Below are 16,882 nucleotides of genomic sequence, written 5' to 3' on the forward strand. Positions count from 1 at the left end.
GCATCCCGCCTTACGGTGGCGCCATGAGTGATCACCCCGAAGCACCTGTCGTGCCCGTCGAGGCCTATGAACCCCCCTACTACCTGGCCGTCTTCACGACGGTGCGAACCCAGGACCAGAACGGTTACAGCGAGACCAGCGCACGCATGGAAGACCTGGTGAAGGACGTCCCCGGGTACCTGGGGATGGACCACGCCCAGACCCCTGGCGGCCTGGGCATCACCGTCGGGTACTTCCGCGACGCCGACGCCCTCACGGAGTGGCGGAGCAACGTCGAGCACCGCGCGGCGCAGAAGCGCGGGCAAGCCGAGTGGTACCAGAACTACACGCTGCACGTGGCGAAAGTGGAGCGCAGCCACGGCTTCAGCCGCGTGTAGGGGTCTGCGGGCCCGATAGTGGGCTGACCGGCTCTCGTCGTCCGGGCGGGCCGCGATGGTCAGGGGCCGGACCGGACCGTGTCGCGGGTCTGGACAGCGGTGCGGGGGTCGGCCAGTCTTCACCAGCATGACCCTCCCGCTCCCCGAGCACGTCCCCGGTGCCGCGCGCACCGCGCTCTTCGAAGCCGTCACCGCCGTCGGCGACGAGGCCGTCGCCCTGCTCGCCGGCGGTCGCGGTGACACCCCGATACCCGGCGCCGAGTGGACGGTCGGCGAGGCCGCCGCCCACCTGGCGATGGCCAACGAGCTGATGGCCGATTTGGCCGCCGGCGAGGAACGGCCGTACGGGGACGGCACTCCGGGTGCGCTGGCTGCCGCGAACGCGGCCTCGCTGGCCAGGCGGCCGGAGCGGGACCTGACCGTGCTCGGCGGGGAGATCGCCCGGCAGGCGCGGGAGTTCACGGCGGCGGCCGGCGCGCGTGCCGGCACCGAGCCCGTGCTGACCCCGCTCGGCCCGATGGACACGGACACCCTCGGCGCCTACCTGCTGACCCACATGCTGGGCCACCTCTACGACATCGCCCTCGCTCTCGGGAGGCCGCACCCGATCGACCGGCACCGCGTGGGGCTGACGATGCCCTTCCTGCGGACGGCGATGCCCCGGGTGCTGGACGCGCGCGCCGCGGCGGGCCACAGCGCCTGCTACCGGCTGCGGGTGCGCGGCCTGGACGGGTTCGCGGTGACCTTCACGGACGGTGTCGCCGTGGTGAGCCAGGAGCCGCCGCGCCGCCCGGACTGCACGATCCTCACCGGGCCGGTGGCGTTCTTCCTCATCGCGCTGGGCCGCTACACCGCCACCGGCGCCCTCGCCCGGGGCAAGGTGCTCGCCTGGGGCCGCAGGCCGTGGCTGGCCCCGGGCTTCCCCCGGCTGTTCGCGGCCCCCTGAACGCGGCCGTGTCACACCGACGCATCGTGACCTGGCCGTCGTGCCCGCCGAGCCGGCGAAGACGGAGGGAGCGCTCCTCCCGGACCAGACCGTGCTCGTCGTCGAAGTGACATCACCGTCGAACGGTGAAACCGACAGGGCTGCCAAGCGCCGGCGCTGCTCGCAGGTCGGCGCTCCCACGCGCGGGTGCGCGCCCCGGCCCTCTCCCGTGCCCTTTGGAGCACAGAACGGTGCCCGATCGTCCGTTGTGCTGCGCGACGACAGTCCGGCCGGATATGTCAGAGGGAACACCTGTCGCGCCTCTGGAGGGGTTCCCATGCACGCGAAAGACCCCGGCAAGCCGTCGGAGCCGCACCGGCGCCGCGACCTGCCGCGCAAGGCCGCTCCGGCGGCCGACGGGCTGGGGCTGAGGCTCGGGGGCGGGTCTGCGCAGACGGCCCTCGCCTTGCAGCGCGGCATCGGCAACGCCGCGGTCTCGCGCGTGATCGAGCGGTCCAGGCACCAGCACGGTGCGGGGTGCGGTCACCCGCAGGCCGCCGTCGGGGCGGGCGCACCAGTACAGCGGTCCACCGTCCACGACGTCCTGAGCACGGGTGGCAGGCCGCTGGACGACGCCACCCGCACCGAGATGGAAGCCCGGATCGGCGCCGACTTCTCCGACGTCCGCATCCACACCGGCCAGGCCGCCCGGGCCTCTGCCGCTGAGGTCGGCGCCCGCGCCTACACCTCGGGCAACCACGTGGTCATCGGCGACGGCGGCATGGACCGGCACACCCTCGCCCACGAGCTGACGCACGTCGTGCAACAGCGCCAAGGCCCCGTCGCGGGCACCGACAACGGCGACGGCCTGAAGGTCTCCTCCCCGTCCGACCGCTTCGAGCGGGAGGCCGAAGCCAACGCGACCCGGGTGCTGAGCGGCGCTGTCCCCGCCCAGCGGAGGACGGGGGACGCACCAGCCGCCCGCCCCGGTGCGCCGGTCGTGCAGCGCGCCATCACCTACGCCAAGGCCGACTGGTCACGGCAGCACCTCTCGCCGGACCGTTTCGCGGAACTGCTCTACCAGGCGTCCGGCGAGCAGGAAGGCGACGGATTCAGCGTCCCCTACAAGGAGTTGTTCAAGGCCCTGGAGAAGTCCGCCATCACCATCGAGATCGACGAGCAGACGGACATCAAGAGTGCGCGCGCGTTGTTCGCGCTCAGCAACGAGGGAGAGGGCGGCGCGCTGAGGATCACCCCGCCCAAGGACGACGCCTCACCGCTCGAACTGCGGGAATTCGCCGCGACCGTGACCCACGAGATGCAGCACGCGCTCGACTCGGTCACCGGCCGTTTCAAGTCCCAGGAGAAGCCGCAGACGATGGCGCAGCGGAAGATCTCCACCGAGTTGCGCGCGTTCGGCGAAGAGGCGGCCGCGGCGCTCAAACTCGCCATGGGCGACGGCTACAGCAAGAGCCAGGGGAAGCTCTCCGCGATCCTGAAGACGATCCCCGGGGACCGGCTCACGCCCGAGCGCAGTCGACTCGCCGGCGAGTTCCACACGATGGACAGCTACCGTGCCGCCAACCGGGACCCCCTCGACGCCTTCGGGGCGGGGATCCCGATCCCCGACAGCGTGCTCCTGGAACGTGTGGCGGGCTACCTGTCCTTCTACAAGCTGGTCGTCGACACCCCGACCAGCGCGGAAGCACTCCAGTGGCTGCGTGCCACCCCGGCGGTGGTGGAGAAGGGGCTGGTGGAGGGGATCGTCCTGTTCCACAACCACCGCCCGCAGCCGAAGTGACGCCGCGGGCGGTCGGGAGGGTGACAAGGGCGACACCACGTCCATCCGTTGCGGGCGGAAGCCCGGATCTGCGCGTTCACCGCGCAGTCGGCGTCGAATCCGGTGCCGTCCGCGGCTTCAGGGCTTGGGGGGAAGGCAGAGGGGACGGTCCGGTACCCGGACTGGCAGGGTGCGTCGTTCATCGGCGGTGAAGGAGCGGTAGCCGATGATGCGGCACAGGTCCCGCTGCCAAGCGTCGGGGTCGAGGACGATCCGGTGGACGTAGTCGTTCTCGGTGCGGATGAGGAGGGTCTTTCCGTCGTTGGTGGCGTCCAGGAACGTGAGCGGCTCCTGCAGACTGTTGTCGGTCACGTTGCGGAAGTCGTAGGAGTCCACGGAAGGTGGGCCGCCGACCTGGTAGATCCGGATGGCGTTGTTGGCCGCGATCATGAAACGACCCTGGGCGTCGACGAATCGGGTTATGGCCGAGTTCTGGCCCGGTGTGCTGGTGGTGGGGAGGGGGCCGATTTCCCTCTGCAGGGGGTCGGGCCGCCACAGTTCGACGACGCTGTTCCTGCGGAGAACGGCCAGGTAGCGGCCGCTCTCGTCGAACCGGGCCGCGATCAGGTCGGTGATGCCCGGGTTCAGCGACGCTACGGTGTGGCCGGTGCCGATGTCGACGACACGGATCACGGGGTCGTCGTGCACGACCACGGTCAGCTTTCCCTCCTGCCAGTGCGGGCCGACGTACATCTGTGGCGTGCCGTGCTTGTCGGCCGGGGGATGGAACGCGGCCGCGTCGAACTGCGCCAACCGGACGCCGGTTCTGGCCTCCCACTGCTGGATCTGGGTGCCGGAGACCGTCACCAGGCGGTCGTCCCCGTCGAAGAAGTAGCTGAAGTCCTCGGCTGCCGAGTCGACCTGGGATGGTGCCGCGGCGATGCGGGCGACCGCTCGTAGGGTGGACGCGTCACGGACGGAGACGGTGTTCGGGCCGTCCCGGAGCGCGATGAGCGTGTCGTCCCGGTTGGACAGGAGGCGGTCGCCTTTGCCCTTCCAGGCGGGCTGTGGCAGGGCTGTTCTGGTCAGGAGCCTTCCGACGTCGAGCCCGGGCTCGCGGAGTTCGAGGTCGGAGCCGCCCGTCAGGCGGATGGTGATCTTCCTGCCGTCCCGGCTGAGGTGGACGGTGTCGGCCACGGCCGTGTCCTCCTCGCCCGCGGGGATCTCGGTGTAGGAGATGGAGCTCCGTCCCTGACCGACGAGATACTCCTTCCCGCCGGTGGAGAGGAGAACGGATGCGTGCTCGTACAGGTGGCCCGGTTCGTCCACCAACGCGACGGCTTTTCCCCGGTCGAGGTCCAGGAGCGTCAGTTTGGCGGCTTCGTTGATCACGATCCGGTGGCCGTCGGCGCTCGCCGCGATCAGTTCGGTCGCCGGGGCGATCGTCTCCGTGGTTTCGTACGGTTTCCCCACCACGGATCCGTCGGACACCCGGATCAGTCGTACGGTGCTCTTCGTGCCGCTGCCCTGTCCGGGTTCGTGGGTCCGGACGACGGCGACGGTGGCCCGGTCCCCGGAGGGCAGGATCCCTTGGTGATCAGCAGGCACCACCACGTTCCGCGCGGCACCGCCGGCCATGTCCACGGAGGCCAGTCCGGTACCACCGTTGCTGGTCTTCACCAGCAGGGAATGCCCGTCGGAGCCGAACCACAGCCCGCTTCCCATGTCCTGAGGTGCGGCAACGCGGCCGGCGACCGCCCCCGCCTCCAGATCCCACCAGACCAGGCTGTCGCGGGTCGGAACCGCGATGTAGCGCCCGTCGGGTGACATCGCGGTCGCGTCGGCAGGAGCCGCGGAGATCTGCAGCACCCCGTCCACTCGGGGCAGCTGGTGAACCTGGCCGATGGGCGTGGTGCTCTCCTTGTCGACGTCGAACCAGCCTCCCGCCCCGTCGTCGGTCACGAATCCGGCGCGGCGTCCGTCCGGGGAGACCATCAGGTAGAAGGCGTACCCGGCCGGGACCGGCCGGCTGTGGACGGTGCCGTCCCGGCCGCGGACGAACAGGACGACGTGGGCCATGGCGTCGCGGGAGAGGACGACGTCACCGTCCCGGCTGGTGCTGAACGTCCCGCCGGTTCCGGACATGCCCGAGAACAGGGAGTCCGCGCCGGCCCGGAGGAGGTACTGCCGCATCAGCTGGTTCCGGGCCTCCGGCGTGGGCTTCGTCCGGTACGCGGCGAGGGCCATCATCACGGCCCGTACCGGGTCGTAGGTCATGTCGTCCTGGGAGGCCTGGACGAGGGCGCGGGAGTCGGAGTCGGCCTGGCGCTCCGCGGCATCGCGGCGGGCCGTGGCGAACAGGACGCCCAGGGCGAGGGAGACGGTGATCACCGCGACGAGGGCGGTCCGGAAGGTACGGCGCCGACGGCCGCGGGCCCGGTGGTGCCGCCTTGCGAGTTCGAGGTAGGTGCGTTCGGCTTCGGACAGCTCGGCACCGCGCTCGCGCTGCCAGGTGCGGGCGGTGGCGAGGGTGGGCCCGGTGGGGAGCAGGTCAGCGGGTTGACCGGCGTGGTCCCAGCGCCGGCGGTCGTGCCGGACGGACTCCCGCCACTCCAGGAACGCGCGGTCCTCGCCGACCCAGTCGCGCAGCCGGGACCAGGCGGTGATCAGGGCCTCGTGGGCCAGCTCAACGGTCTCGACGCCCTCGGCACTGTGATCGATGACCAGGAGCCGGGTGCCGGCCAGACGTTGGGCGATGTGCCATTCGTCCTCGGCGAGCTCCTGGCGGGGAACGGTCCGGCGGGTGGCACCGGGTGCGCCGAGGGGGACGCGGACGACGCGGGTGAAGAGCCGGCGGGCGGCCGGCTCCTCCCCGGCGGAGACATGTCTGTCCCAGGCTTGCTCGGCGTACTCTCCGAGAGCTCCGCTGACGTGACCGATCTCCTCGTACGCGCGGTGGCTGAGAACCCCGGCCGCCTGACGCTTCCACAGCAGGTCGAGGGTGAAGCCGAGGAGCGGCAGGGCACCCGCCTCACCGCCCGCATCGGTCAGGATGCGGTCCACCAGGTGGGCCTCGTAGCGCACCGACGGAATCGCTGCCACCGGTGCGGTGACGATCTCCCGGAGCTGGTCACCGGTCATCGGCCCCAGCGCGTAGACCTGTCGGCTGCAGGCCCGGCCAAGACTCGGATGGGCCAGCGCGGTCTCCAGGTAGTCGGCCCGGAGCGTGGTGAGCACGTGCACGGTCCGGGGAAGCGACGGGCCGAACAGCACGGCCGCCAACTCATCGACAGCCGCCGGGTCGGTCCCGGTGAGCATCTCCTCGAACTGGTCGACCAAGACGATCAGTTGATCGGTGCCGAGGCGGGCCAGCAGGAGAGCTGCGAGATCTCCGAGCCCCTGGGAGCGCAGAAGGCCGGTGAGCGCCGGAAGGCGTTCTAGGCGTTCCAGTTCGGTCAGATCCGGTTCCAGCAGCGGAGACAGCGCGGCGGCGAGCGCGGACAGCGGGGTCGCGCCGGCGTTGGGCCGGACCACCACGGCGGTCATGCCCTGGGAGTGCAGGCGGGGTATGACGCCGGCCATCGCGAGGGAGGACTTGCCCGAACCGGAGGGACCGACGAGGGTGGTCCACCGTTCCCGGGCGACCAGGGCGGTGACTTCTGCCGTCTCCGCCCGACGGCCGTGGAAGACCGGGGCGTCGGATTCCTGAAGCGGGCGCAGACTTCGAAACGGTGACGGCGGCAGTGCCAGTTCGCGAAGCTCCGGCCATACGGAGGCGAGGCCCTCGGCGGGGATCAAGTAGCCGGATGGAGGGTCTCCGGTCTCCGCCACCGCCATCATGCCGACGACACCGTCGAGCTGTTCGTCCCACACCGGGCCGCCGCTGAACCCCGGGGAGACCCGGTAGCCGTTGGCGGCCAGGTCGGCCTGGATCCACCCGTTGGCCTGTCGGGCCCTCAGTACACCGGAGTGCCAGACACCGCCCGGGCGGCCGCTCGGCAGGCCGTACGCCCGCACCGTGTGTCCCCAGACGTCGGAGGACTCCACCATGCGGATCGGCCGGGCGCCCGGAAGCGGAGCGGACAGGTGCAGCACGGCCACGTCCCCGGCGCCGTGCGGGTGGGCGGGCGCCCACCGTTCAACCGTCGTGGGAACGCGCGTACCGCCTGTGCCGTCAGCTGCGGTGAGCGGGTCGGTGAGCGGGTCGCTGAGCAGCGGGAGGTCGACGTCGACGCGGGCGTCGGCGTCCGGCTCGGCTCCCGGAGGGAGGCCGAGCGCGGCGGACACCACGTGCGCACACGTCAGTATCCGATCGGCGGTCACCAGGAAGCCGAGGCCGACCGGGACGCCTCGACGGTCGTGGATGCGTACGACGGCGGAGGCCAGCGCATCGGGCCCGGCCCCGTCGACGGCGTCGGCCCGGGACGCGGACACTAGGCCGGGTCCGAAGCCGCCGGAGGCGCCGATGCCTCGGCGGTCTGCCGGTTCCAGGTGAGCGAGACCTTGAAGTTGGCCTCCGCGGCGGTACTGGAGATCACCACGTCGGCCTCGGCCGACAAGGACAGGCCGAACTCGATGCTGATCTCGTCCGGGGCGTGCGCCAGGCCCCGGAACCCCTCGATGAAGTTCTGCGCGACCGGACGCACGCCGGCCAGCATGTCCCCGAGCGAGCGTGTCGCCCGAGCCACCACCTGTCCGGGCCGGGCGACCTGCACCAGCCCTTCCCCGACCTGCTCGATCTCCACCCGGACCACGTCCTGTCCCTCGCTCACCGAGCCGACGGGCAGTTCCACGAAGTACGCCATGATCCCCCCGGATCTGGTCAAAGTCCCCGAACAGAGCACCGCTTGTGAGGTGTCGCCTGCTCACCGTAAAGGCCTACCGGCCTCCGCGTCCCGGAATCATGACTGTCAGTCAGCTCGGGCTCCCCGTCGCCGGCGGTCCGCGCGGTGGTCCCGCTGGTGAAGGGAGCCGGCGGCCCGGCCGTGGCGCGAGAATCCTGCCGCGACGCAGATTGCCCTCGGGCGCCGCCAGTGGGCCGCCCGCGCCGCATCGGCCCCAGGGCTCCGAGATCCACGCCCCGAACGGCGTCCCGGCGCCTGCCTGCCCTTCCCGGACACCGGCGGCCGAGCCGGTCACGATCCCGCCGGGAATCCGTGAACGGGCCCCGGAACGGCTCCACCGCCGTTCCGGGGCCATCTTGTCGGCGCGTAGGCGTCACATGTTCCACAAGGCCGTCGTGGGGCGAGGCGTGGGGGGAACGGAGGTGGGCGGGGCCCAGACGCCGTTCTCGAAGAAGTCCTTGATGGTGGTGTACCAGGGCTTGTAGACGATCTTCTGATCCGCCAGCCAGGCGTCGTTGTAGTACTCGTTCGTGTAGCGGTCGCCCGGATCGCACATCACGGTGGCGACGCTTCCGAGTTGGGGGCCGTCGTTCATGCCGAGCAGGATCTGGATCGCGCTGAACACGCCGGTTCCGGTCGAGGGCCCGGCGTGGATGCCCCATTCCGTCCGGTCGGAGAGGTAGCGCATGGTGGCGACCGACGCCGCGTCGGCGACGCGGATCATGCGGTTGACCGTGGTCGGCACGAACGAGGCCTCGACCCTGGGCCGGCCGATGCCCTCGATGTGCGAGCCCTGGTCGGTCACTGCGGGGTCCTTCCAGTACCAGCCGTCGAAGTACGCGGAGTGCTCCGGGTCGGGCACGCACACCCGGAGCTTCTTGGCGGTGTACCGGGCGTAGCGGGCCACCGAGGTCGTCGTGCCGCCGGTGCCCGCGCCCATGGTGAACCAGTCCAGGTTCGGTAGGCCCTTCAGCAGTTCCGCCGCGAGACTGTGTTCGCCACGCCAGTCGTAGGACCGCTCCGCGTACGTGAACTGGTCCATGAAGTGGCCGTCATAGCGCTTCGCCACCCGGTGGGCGTACTCGACGATGTCACCCGACACCGGGACCACGGTGCCGCCGTACTCCTCGATCTTCTTCTGCTTCTCCGGGGCCGTGGTCTTCGGCACGACCGCGTAGAAGTCGATGCCGAGCTTTTGGCAGTACCACGCCTCGGAGATGGCCGTCGAGCCGCTGGACGCCTCCACCACGGGGCGGCCTTCCGCCAGCCGGCCGCTGGCCAGGGCGTGGGTGAGCAACGCCGCCGCGAGCCGGTGCTTGTGGCTACCGGACGGCTGGTCGGCCTCTCGCTTGATGTGCAGCTTCAACCCGTTGAGCTGTGGGGGCAGCGGAATCTCCTTCACCGCCGTCTCCTTGGGCGCGAGTTCGCCGCGGATGCGCTGGATGCAGGCGTTCACCCACTCCCGGTCGTCCGGGTAGACGTCCGACTCGTCGTCCCCCTCCACCGCCAGGACCTTCTCGTCTACGCGTTCCATCACACTCATCAGCAGTCTCCGTCCAGCTCATCGAGCTCCACCCGCCCACGCGGGGCGGCATCCGCCCCAGCATGGGAGGCGCGACGGCCCCTGGTGGGAACGCGGTGCTTGCGACACGCACTATTCGTCGAGACAGCGCAACGCGCCCGGTCCGCCCGCGAGCTGGAGGAGCAGCTCAGGCAACTCCGTGCGCGGCGTAGCGGAGTCTGTGAAGAGGAACGGTCAGCTCCAGATCAAGGAAGGACCGTCTCGGCCGGGGTTGTCGAGGCCGTTCCGCCAGCGGAGTTGCAGTCGGACGCCCTGGACGAGCAGGTGATCGGGCAGCTGCTCGCCAGTGGCGAACTGGTCGTCCACAACGCCCGAAGCCCTCGGGCCTCGGTTGTTGCCTCGTGCTCCGCCAGGATCGCGGCGAGGTCGGCACCTCCCGTCCACAACCGCAGCTCCCCGTGGGCCTTTTGGTGGTCGGAGGCCAGGTGCACGGCAGTGCGGACTGGGCGGGCCAATAGACCCTTGATGCCGTGAACCGTCTTGTCGTCGGCGCGTGTTGGGGAAGGTCGAGCACTGGTCGAAATGCCTCAGGCCCTGCGAGATGGACGTCCGGACCGATTGAGCAGCCCGAACGGTGGGCAATGTGCGCTCAGCCAGCTCAGCCAGCTCAGCCAGCTCAGCCACCCGGACCGGCTTGTGGCGGAGGCGACAAGCAGCCGAGGAGTGGCCGAGACCAGCGGGAGGTCAGGGGCCGGTGACCCGCAGGCCGACGCGCGTCGGCTCGGGCTGGAGGACGATTCCGGTCGCAGTTGCGACCCGGGCGGTGAGGTCGGCGAGCTCCTGGTCGAACCCGGCAGCCCTGGCTGCCCCATGAGCGGTGACGGTGAGAGTCCGGCGTTCCGGGCAGCGCACGCCGTCGGCGACGGCCCGGTCGGGTCGGGTCGGGTCGGCAGCCGGCAGGCTCCAGGAGCCACCCGGCGCTGGCGCGGAGGTCGCCGTCGCTGTCCTGATGGGCCGGGCAGCTGCGGTCGGACCAGTGTGTGGCCTGGGCGGTGGTGCGGTCCTGGTCCGTGCTGGCCAGAACCGCGTCGGGGGCGGGGGCGCTCGGGACGACGTACGGGGCACCGAATGGTTCGGGATCGACGGCGTAGGCGCCACGGGCCATGGTGAGACCCGGCTGGTCGCCCTCGTCCTGGTCCGCAGAGCGCTGCTCAGGTAGTTCGTCGAGACTCCGCAGCGGCCCGGCCAGGCCGTTGAGCGAGGGCTCACCCGCGGACCTCGTAGCGTGCACCCGGCCGAGGCCAGCTGGAGTCCATGAAGTCGGGGCGGTCGATCCGGTGGAAGCAGCGGACCAGGAACTCGGTGAACGTTCCGGCGGTCTCGAACCACTCGCCCTCATCACTGCTGATGATGATCCGCCACTCAGTGGGATCGTCCTCGACCGCGCGGAAGAAGTACCGGCTGCCGTGCTCGTCGCTTCCCCATAGCAGTAGCACGCCTGATCGGGCATCGGACTCGTCCACCTCCCAGTAGCCCTCGGCGATCTCGCCGTACCAGGCTGGACGCTCGGGTGGAGGTCCCCAGTGGCGCTCCAACTCGGCCGGTGTGGTGTCCATCGGCCGGTCGATTGTCAGGTAACCGTCCACCGAGCCGGGGCCGTACAGGTCGAGGAACGCCTTGAAGTCGGCCGGCAGCCGGAAACCGAGGTACCGCTCGCTGGCATCCCAGATCGCGGGTCTGGCCCAGCCCCAGCACGAGGGTTCCCCGAGCAGCGTGCGTAGCTGCTCCAGCGCGGTTCGGCTCTCTGGGCGGGGGCGGAGGGTTGCTGCTGTCAGCATTGCCACAGGAACACGGCTTGTGTGCAGGGCTCGCACGCGAAGGCGTAGGCCTCGCCGCGACCGCCGAAGTTCATCGCTGTGGCGTGGTCCCGTCCTTCCTCGAGCTGGACGACGAGCCTCATCTGCCGTGCGCAGGTGGGGCAGGCAGGGGTCTCGTCGTTCTGCAGCCAGGCGGGCTGCCCGCCGAGTTGGCCGAGGACGTCCAGAGGAGTCCGGCCCGGCCGGCTCGCCCACTCGTTGCAGGCCTGGCTGTAGTCCGCTGTCGTGGACGGAGTCTCGTACGTGACGGCGCTCACCGAGCCGAGGGGGACCGGCTCCTGGTCGTCGTCCTCGTCCAGCGTGTGCACCGGGATCGGCTGGAGCGCGGCTGCGGGGAAGATCAGCGCGCGGTTGCCGCCCGCCTGCGGATCCCACTCCTCGCACATGCCCGGATCGTTCTGGCACATGAACAGGGCGAGCGTGCCCCGTCCCTCGGCGGTGCCCTGGCCCGCGTGGCGGCCAAGGTCGTCCAGGAGTACCTGGGCCAGGAACTGCATCGGTCCGTCGCAGGTGGCGCACTGCGGCCAGGTAGTCCCGGCCGGGGCCAGCGGCACGCCGCCGGTACGGGTGGTCGGCGCGTCGGGCTCGGTGGTGCCCGCGTACGTCATCAGGGTCGTTGTCACAGATGGCGACTGTACGACAGGCCGCTGACACCATCTCGGCGTCCCGTCATGACAGCGGGAGATGTTGCACGCCGGGGTCAGCGCCACCGGGACCAGCCGGATCGCGGCGACGGCACCCGGACCACCGTCGACGACCAAGGGCAGCCGACGCCCTGGGGCTCGGCTGATCGCCTCGCAACACACGCCCGACGCCACCCGAGGCCGCGGACTCAATCGCATGCGAAAACGTCGTGCCTCCACGTCCGGCGCCAGGAATCCGGACAGCTGGAACGGCCCACTCATCAGTCGGGCCGTCCGGCTCTGCGGGCCCGAATGGCCGCGGAGCCGGACGGTTCGGGCGTCATCCACGACCGCACCGGGGCGACGTGAAAATTCCTGAAACTCGTGGCCCCGCAGCCGCCCGGAACAGTGCCGCAGACGCCCCTCGGAGGGCCGCGGCCGGATTGCGGCGGCAGTGCGCACCCATCCCGGCCGGGCGCTCGCGATTGCCCCTCAGGGGCCCGTCCGCGGCCTCGCCAAAGTGGCTTTGACCTGGTGTTTTCTCGGAATCTCGTAGGCTGGGGAGCTCTGTCGGACACCCTCGGAGGGGGCATCATGAGCGAGGAATGCAAGGCGTACGACGCCAGCGCGATCGTGGTTATCGAGGGCCTGGAGGCCGTTCGGAAGCGGCCGGGGATGTACATCGGATCGGTCGGTGAACGCGGCCTGCACTACCTGGTGTTCGAGGTCGCCGAGCGGGCGATGGACGAGATCCTCGGCGGCACCGCCAGCCGTGTCGAGATCGCCCTCACCGCCGACGGTGGCGTCCGCGTCGCCGACGACGGCACGGGCCTCCCGGTCGGGCACGCCGGCCACAGCGACGGCCCTGCGCTGGAGAGCCGGTTGGCCGTGCTCTGCTGCGGGGCACAGCCTGCCAACCGGCGCTCGCTGCTCGGCGGCTACTTCGGCGTGGGACTGGCCGTCGTCAACGCGCTGTCGGGCCGTCTGACGGCCGAGGTGCGGCGCGACGGCGCCCGCTGGGTGTTGGAGTACGAGCGAGGCGTAGCTGTCGCGACGCCTACCCGCACCGGCCCGGCCGACGACAGCGGGACCGCGATCACCTTCCGGCCCGATGCCGAGATCTTCGAGACACTGGAGTTCTCGTTCGACGCACTGGCCGAGCGCTTCAGGGAAATGTCCTTCCTGAACCGGGACTTGGACATCACCCTGACCGATGACCGCGACCCCGCGGCGCCCCGGGCCGTCCGCTTCCGGTTCCCGGGCGGACCGAGGGACCACATCGCGGAGCAGAGCGCCCCCCTCCACCCGGACGTGATCGGTCTCGAGCGCGAGTACTCCGAAATGGAGGGAACTGTCGAGGTGGCTTTCCGCTGGTGCGACACCCGCGAGGAGCGGGTCGCAAGTTACGCCAACAGCCGGCCGACCACCGGCGGCGGCACGCACGAGCTCGGCTTCCGCGACGGCCTGGCGGCCGCGGTCAACGCCTACGCCCGCGAGCAACAGCTGCTCACCCCGTCCGACCCCGACCTCACCCCCGCCCAGCTCGGCGCGGGCCTGACGGCGGTCGTGTCGGTGAAGCTCGATCGCCCCGAGTTCGAGGGGGCCACCCGCGACCGACTGGGCAACGGGCCCGTCCGCGCCTGCGTGACCGAGGCCGTCCGAGAGCACCTGGCTGCCTGGCTCCGCGCCAACCCGGCACAGGCGACCGCCGTCCTCGCCCGGATCTCGATGACCACCCGCCGCTGACAGCACACCGAAGACACCGAAGGCCAGGTCGGGATTGGTCCCCGGCCTGGGCTTTTCGGTGGGCGCAGCCCGCCTCCGGCCGCCCGGACACCTGGCGCTCCCTCGCCGACGCCTGGCGGTCCGCCGGTGCCACCCACCTCACCGTCACCACCGACGACCTCTCCCTGCTGGGCCCCCTGCACGCGGCGCTGACCGGGTAGCACGCCGGCTCAGGACACGGAACCGCCGATCAGGCCATCGCACGGTCTCCAGAGGCCCGCGTACGGCCTGGCACTGTGGCGCAGGAGGCGTGACCTGCGTCAACTTCACTCCAGGACTTGATGGTTCGATGCCTGCCGGCCGACTGGGGGGTGCTCCCGACCGGTCGCCAAAGGGGAGGTGGGGCGGTCAGAGGGGCAGGCCCTGCCAACCGCCGAGGGGGTCTGTACGGTGACCGGCTCTCGCTCACTTTCGGTGGTGACGTTCGGTAATTTCCGCTACCTGCAGTGATCCACCCGGTTCACGCTGGGAGCCGGCGACTCGACTCTTGGGCGCGCCGCAGACAGGGAGGGCGGCCTGGGGCACGCGAGTGGTTTGACCAGGCACTTTTGCCATGACCTTCCGTCACCACCGAAAGTGAGCCAGAGCCAGTCGCTGGACAGGCCCCTACTAGGTGGATCACGGATTCGGAGCGGGTGGGGAGGGTTTCGCGGTCGCGGGCGAGGCGGCGGTGGCCAGCGCCGCGGCCCGGATCCCCGCGCTTGGAAGGTAGGACAAGCTCAGGGCTCGGTGATGGTCAGGGCGGGGGGCTGCGGTTGATGTCGGTCGGGGCGCTGCCCCTGCGTCCGACGGGGGTGCCACCAGTTCCACCGCCCCAGCAGGGTCATGGCTGCCGGTACCAGAAGGCAGCGGACGATGGTGGCGTCCACCAGGACACTCACCACCAGTACGACACCGATGAGTTGCATCACCGCGACCGACGATGCGGCGAGTGGCACGAGGGCGGTGATGAGTACGGCGGCGGAGGTGGTGATGAGGCGGCCCGTGTGCTGGACGCCTTCGACGATGGCGCGGCGGTTGTCACCGTGGCGCAGGTATGCGTCGCGGATGCGTGCCACCACGAAGATCTCGTAGTCCATGCTGACGCCGAAGGCGATGCAGAAGATCAGCGGTGGCAGGAGCGGGTTGGTGGTGCCGGGGGGAGCCGAGCCGAACAGTGCCGCGTAGTGGCCCTCTTGGAAGAGGAACACCATCGCGCCGAAGGACGCGGTCAGACTGCACAGGTTCACCACCAGCGCTTTGAGTGCGATGACGGCGCTGCGGGTGAACAGCACCATGAGCACAGCGCTGATGGCACCCACCGCGAGTGCGGCCCGCAGGGTCAGGGTGGCCATCGAGGAGCGGGTGTCCGCCAGCGCGGCGCAGTCGCCAGCCACCATCACCGGACCCGGAGGGGAGTGCCAGGTGCGCAGCGAGCGCACCAGTTCCGCGGCCTGGTCGGAGTCCACGGGGAGTTCGGTGGTGATGGCGAACCAGGTGCCGGTGCCGGTACTGCGCACGGTGGCGCCAGCGGGGGCGGAGGCGTAGCGCAAGCCGTGGACGAAGAGCCCCTCCGGGCCTACGACGGTCAGGACGCCGGCGGTGCGGGATGCCTCGGCGGCGTAATGGGCCGCCTGTGCGGAGTGTGCCGGCACCTCGGGCAGCAGGACCAGTGGTGTGGCCGTTCCGACGTTGGGGAAGTTCTGACGCAGGTGGTCGGCGACGGTGCGCTGCGGGGCGCCCGGGGGCAGCCACCGGTCGTCGATGTAGCCCCAGTGGACACGGGCGAACGGCGCGGCCAGTAGCAGCAGGACGCCCGCGCAGGCGAGCAGGACGGCTGTCGGCCGGCGAACCACCCGGCCGGCCTGACGGCCCCACCAGCGGGCCACGGCATCGTCGGTGTTACGGTGCCGTGCCCACCGCAGGCTCCCCCGGTCCAGGACCAGTCCCAGCCTGGAGAGCAGGCGTGGCAGGACGAGGACGGCGCTCAGCCCGGCGAGGACCGTCACGCAGGCGGCGGCCACGCCCAGCGAGCGCAGCATCGGCATGGGGAAGAGGATCAGAACGCTCAGGCACAGGGCCACGGTGCCGGCCGACATGATGACGGTGCGGCCGGCGATGCGGGTGGTGGTAAGGACTGCGGCCTGGGGGTCCTGGCTCAGGGCGAGTTCCTCCCGGAAGCGGTTGACCATGATCATGCAGTAGTCGACCGAGAGGCCCAGGCCGAGCGCCACGACGAGGTTGGGGGCGAAAGCCGAGACTGGGCTGACCTGTTGCAGGAGCAGGAGGACGCCCTGGGCTCCGGCGATCGCCAGGGCGGCGATGACCAGGGGCAGGGCGGCGGCTGTCAGAGAGCCGAAGGCCCAGAGCAGCACACCGGCGACCAGGGGGAAGCCGAGCATTTCGGTGACGGGAAGTTCGGCTCTGCTGCGTTCCTCCAGGGCACGGTTGTTCAGCGCCCAGCCGGTCGCGGTGACGGCGAGTCTGTCCTCCTGACGGCCGCCGAACTCGTGGGCGAGTTGCACGGCGCGGTCGCTGACGTGCTTGTCATCGCCGCTGATCCGTACCGCGATGAGTGCCTCGCGTCGGCTGCCGGCCAGAAGCCTGGGGTCGTTGAGGGTCCACCAGGACTGGGCATAGACGACGTCGGCGCCGGCGGCAACACGTTCGGTGAGGAGGCGGCCCGCGGCCGCGGTCTGGGGGTCTGCCACGTCGTCAGGGGTGCTGACGATCAGTTCCAGGTTGGGGCTGCCCGCGCCGTACTGGTCCTGTAGGAGTCTCTCGGCCTGTGCGGAGGGGCTTCGGGTGTCGAGGTATCCGCCCCCGGTGGCTTCGGCGCCCGCGAGCACGGTGAGGAGGCCGCAGGCGCCGAATACGAGGAGTGCGGCGGGCAGGGCGCGGATCAGGCTTCGACGGCCGTGGCCGTCGGGCCGAGCGCCGGCCGGTCCGGTGCGGGGTCCGGGAAAGGTCGCGTGGATCCGACCGTCGGCCATGGTGTGATCGATTCTCGGGTAGTGGCCGGCGTTCGTGACCGCCGGTGGGCGCAGACGGCGCGGGTGCGGGGGGGGGGGGGGGGGGGGTGGGCGGTAGGAGGAGGAAAAGGCGGAGTTTTTGGGTGGAGGGCGGGGGGGGGGTCATGTTTCCGAGCCGTTGGGGGTGTGGTTGGGGTG

The 16,882-nt window shown here is 70.8% G+C and carries 11 protein-coding genes; 4 read left to right on the forward strand and 7 right to left on the reverse strand.

Annotation, left to right across the window (positions count from 1 at the left end):
- The first annotated feature begins 23 nt into the window (after positions 1–23).
- From AC07AL_RS33730 to AC07AL_RS33740, 3 genes are all read left to right on the forward strand, one after another.
- Positions 24–377: an antibiotic biosynthesis monooxygenase family protein gene (locus AC07AL_RS33730; RefSeq protein ID WP_363581139.1), complete on the forward strand. Its 354-nt coding sequence runs from the start codon at positions 24–26 to the stop codon at positions 375–377.
- Between the two features lie 127 nt (positions 378–504).
- Entirely contained in the window at positions 505–1,323 is an 819-nt protein-coding gene (locus AC07AL_RS33735) for a maleylpyruvate isomerase family mycothiol-dependent enzyme (RefSeq protein WP_400809320.1), read from the forward strand.
- A gap of 316 nt (positions 1,324–1,639) precedes the next feature.
- Entirely contained in the window at positions 1,640–3,103 is a 1,464-nt protein-coding gene (locus AC07AL_RS33740) for an eCIS core domain-containing protein (protein WP_478319260.1), read from the forward strand.
- 117 nt (positions 3,104–3,220) lie between these two features.
- Here the strand turns inward: AC07AL_RS33740 and AC07AL_RS33745 are convergent, their stop codons facing one another.
- The 6 genes from AC07AL_RS33745 to AC07AL_RS33770 form a co-directional block, all read right to left on the reverse strand.
- Positions 3,221–7,516 carry an nSTAND1 domain-containing NTPase gene (locus tag AC07AL_RS33745; protein ID WP_478319261.1) on the reverse strand — a complete coding sequence of 1,432 codons (4,296 nt, stop codon included), beginning with the start codon at positions 7,514–7,516 and terminating at the stop codon, positions 3,221–3,223.
- The gene (locus AC07AL_RS33750) at positions 7,516–7,887 is read right to left on the reverse strand and encodes a CU044_2847 family protein (protein ID WP_363581147.1); all 372 of its coding nucleotides are present in this window, start codon (positions 7,885–7,887) and stop codon (positions 7,516–7,518) included. Before AC07AL_RS33750 ends, AC07AL_RS33745 begins: the two co-directional genes overlap by 1 nt.
- Before the next feature lie 412 nt (positions 7,888–8,299).
- On the reverse strand, positions 8,300–9,469 hold the full coding sequence (locus AC07AL_RS33755; RefSeq protein ID WP_363581149.1) for a PLP-dependent cysteine synthase family protein: 1,170 nt from the start codon (positions 9,467–9,469) through the stop codon (positions 8,300–8,302).
- Positions 9,470–9,682: 213 nt separating this feature from the next.
- Positions 9,683–9,814 carry a hypothetical protein gene (locus AC07AL_RS33760; protein ID WP_400988962.1) on the reverse strand — a complete coding sequence of 44 codons (132 nt, stop codon included), beginning with the start codon at positions 9,812–9,814 and terminating at the stop codon, positions 9,683–9,685.
- Between the two features lie 899 nt (positions 9,815–10,713).
- Positions 10,714–11,286 (reverse strand): SMI1/KNR4 family protein, encoded by a 573-nt coding sequence (locus AC07AL_RS33765; protein WP_363581151.1) that lies wholly within the window; start codon positions 11,284–11,286, stop codon positions 10,714–10,716.
- The gene (locus AC07AL_RS33770; RefSeq protein ID WP_363581153.1) at positions 11,280–11,948 is read right to left on the reverse strand and encodes a DUF1963 domain-containing protein; all 669 of its coding nucleotides are present in this window, start codon (positions 11,946–11,948) and stop codon (positions 11,280–11,282) included. Before AC07AL_RS33770 ends, AC07AL_RS33765 begins: the two co-directional genes overlap by 7 nt.
- A gap of 594 nt (positions 11,949–12,542) precedes the next feature.
- Between AC07AL_RS33770 and AC07AL_RS33775 the strand changes: the two genes are divergently transcribed.
- Entirely contained in the window at positions 12,543–13,694 is a 1,152-nt protein-coding gene (locus tag AC07AL_RS33775) for a DNA gyrase subunit B (RefSeq protein ID WP_400988968.1), read from the forward strand.
- Positions 13,695–14,452: 758 nt separating this feature from the next.
- On the opposite strand, the gene AC07AL_RS33780 is transcribed toward AC07AL_RS33775, so the two are convergent.
- On the reverse strand, positions 14,453–16,705 hold the full coding sequence (locus AC07AL_RS33780) for an MMPL family transporter (RefSeq protein WP_478319262.1): 2,253 nt from the start codon (positions 16,703–16,705) through the stop codon (positions 14,453–14,455).
- Positions 16,706–16,882: the final 177 nt, after the last annotated feature.

Source organism: Kitasatospora sp. NPDC043949 (assembly GCF_056435365.1).

Excerpts from the sequence above, each read along its gene's own strand:
- AC07AL_RS33730 (WP_363581139.1), top strand. The coding sequence starts at position 24 with ATGAGTGATCACCCCGAAGCACCTGTCGTGCCCGTCGAGGCCTATGAA.
- AC07AL_RS33735 (WP_400809320.1), top strand. The coding sequence starts at position 505 with ATGACCCTCCCGCTCCCCGAGCACGTCCCCGGTGCCGCGCGCACCGCG.
- AC07AL_RS33740 (WP_478319260.1), top strand. The coding sequence starts at position 1,640 with ATGCACGCGAAAGACCCCGGCAAGCCGTCGGAGCCGCACCGGCGCCGC.
- AC07AL_RS33750 (WP_363581147.1), bottom strand. The coding sequence starts at position 7,887 with ATGGCGTACTTCGTGGAACTGCCCGTCGGCTCGGTGAGCGAGGGACAG.
- AC07AL_RS33755 (WP_363581149.1), bottom strand. The coding sequence starts at position 9,469 with ATGAGTGTGATGGAACGCGTAGACGAGAAGGTCCTGGCGGTGGAGGGG.
- AC07AL_RS33765 (WP_363581151.1), bottom strand. The coding sequence starts at position 11,286 with ATGCTGACAGCAGCAACCCTCCGCCCCCGCCCAGAGAGCCGAACCGCG.
- AC07AL_RS33775 (WP_400988968.1), top strand. The coding sequence starts at position 12,543 with ATGAGCGAGGAATGCAAGGCGTACGACGCCAGCGCGATCGTGGTTATC.
- AC07AL_RS33780 (WP_478319262.1), bottom strand. The coding sequence starts at position 16,705 with ATGGCCGACGGTCGGATCCACGCGACCTTTCCCGGACCCCGCACCGGA.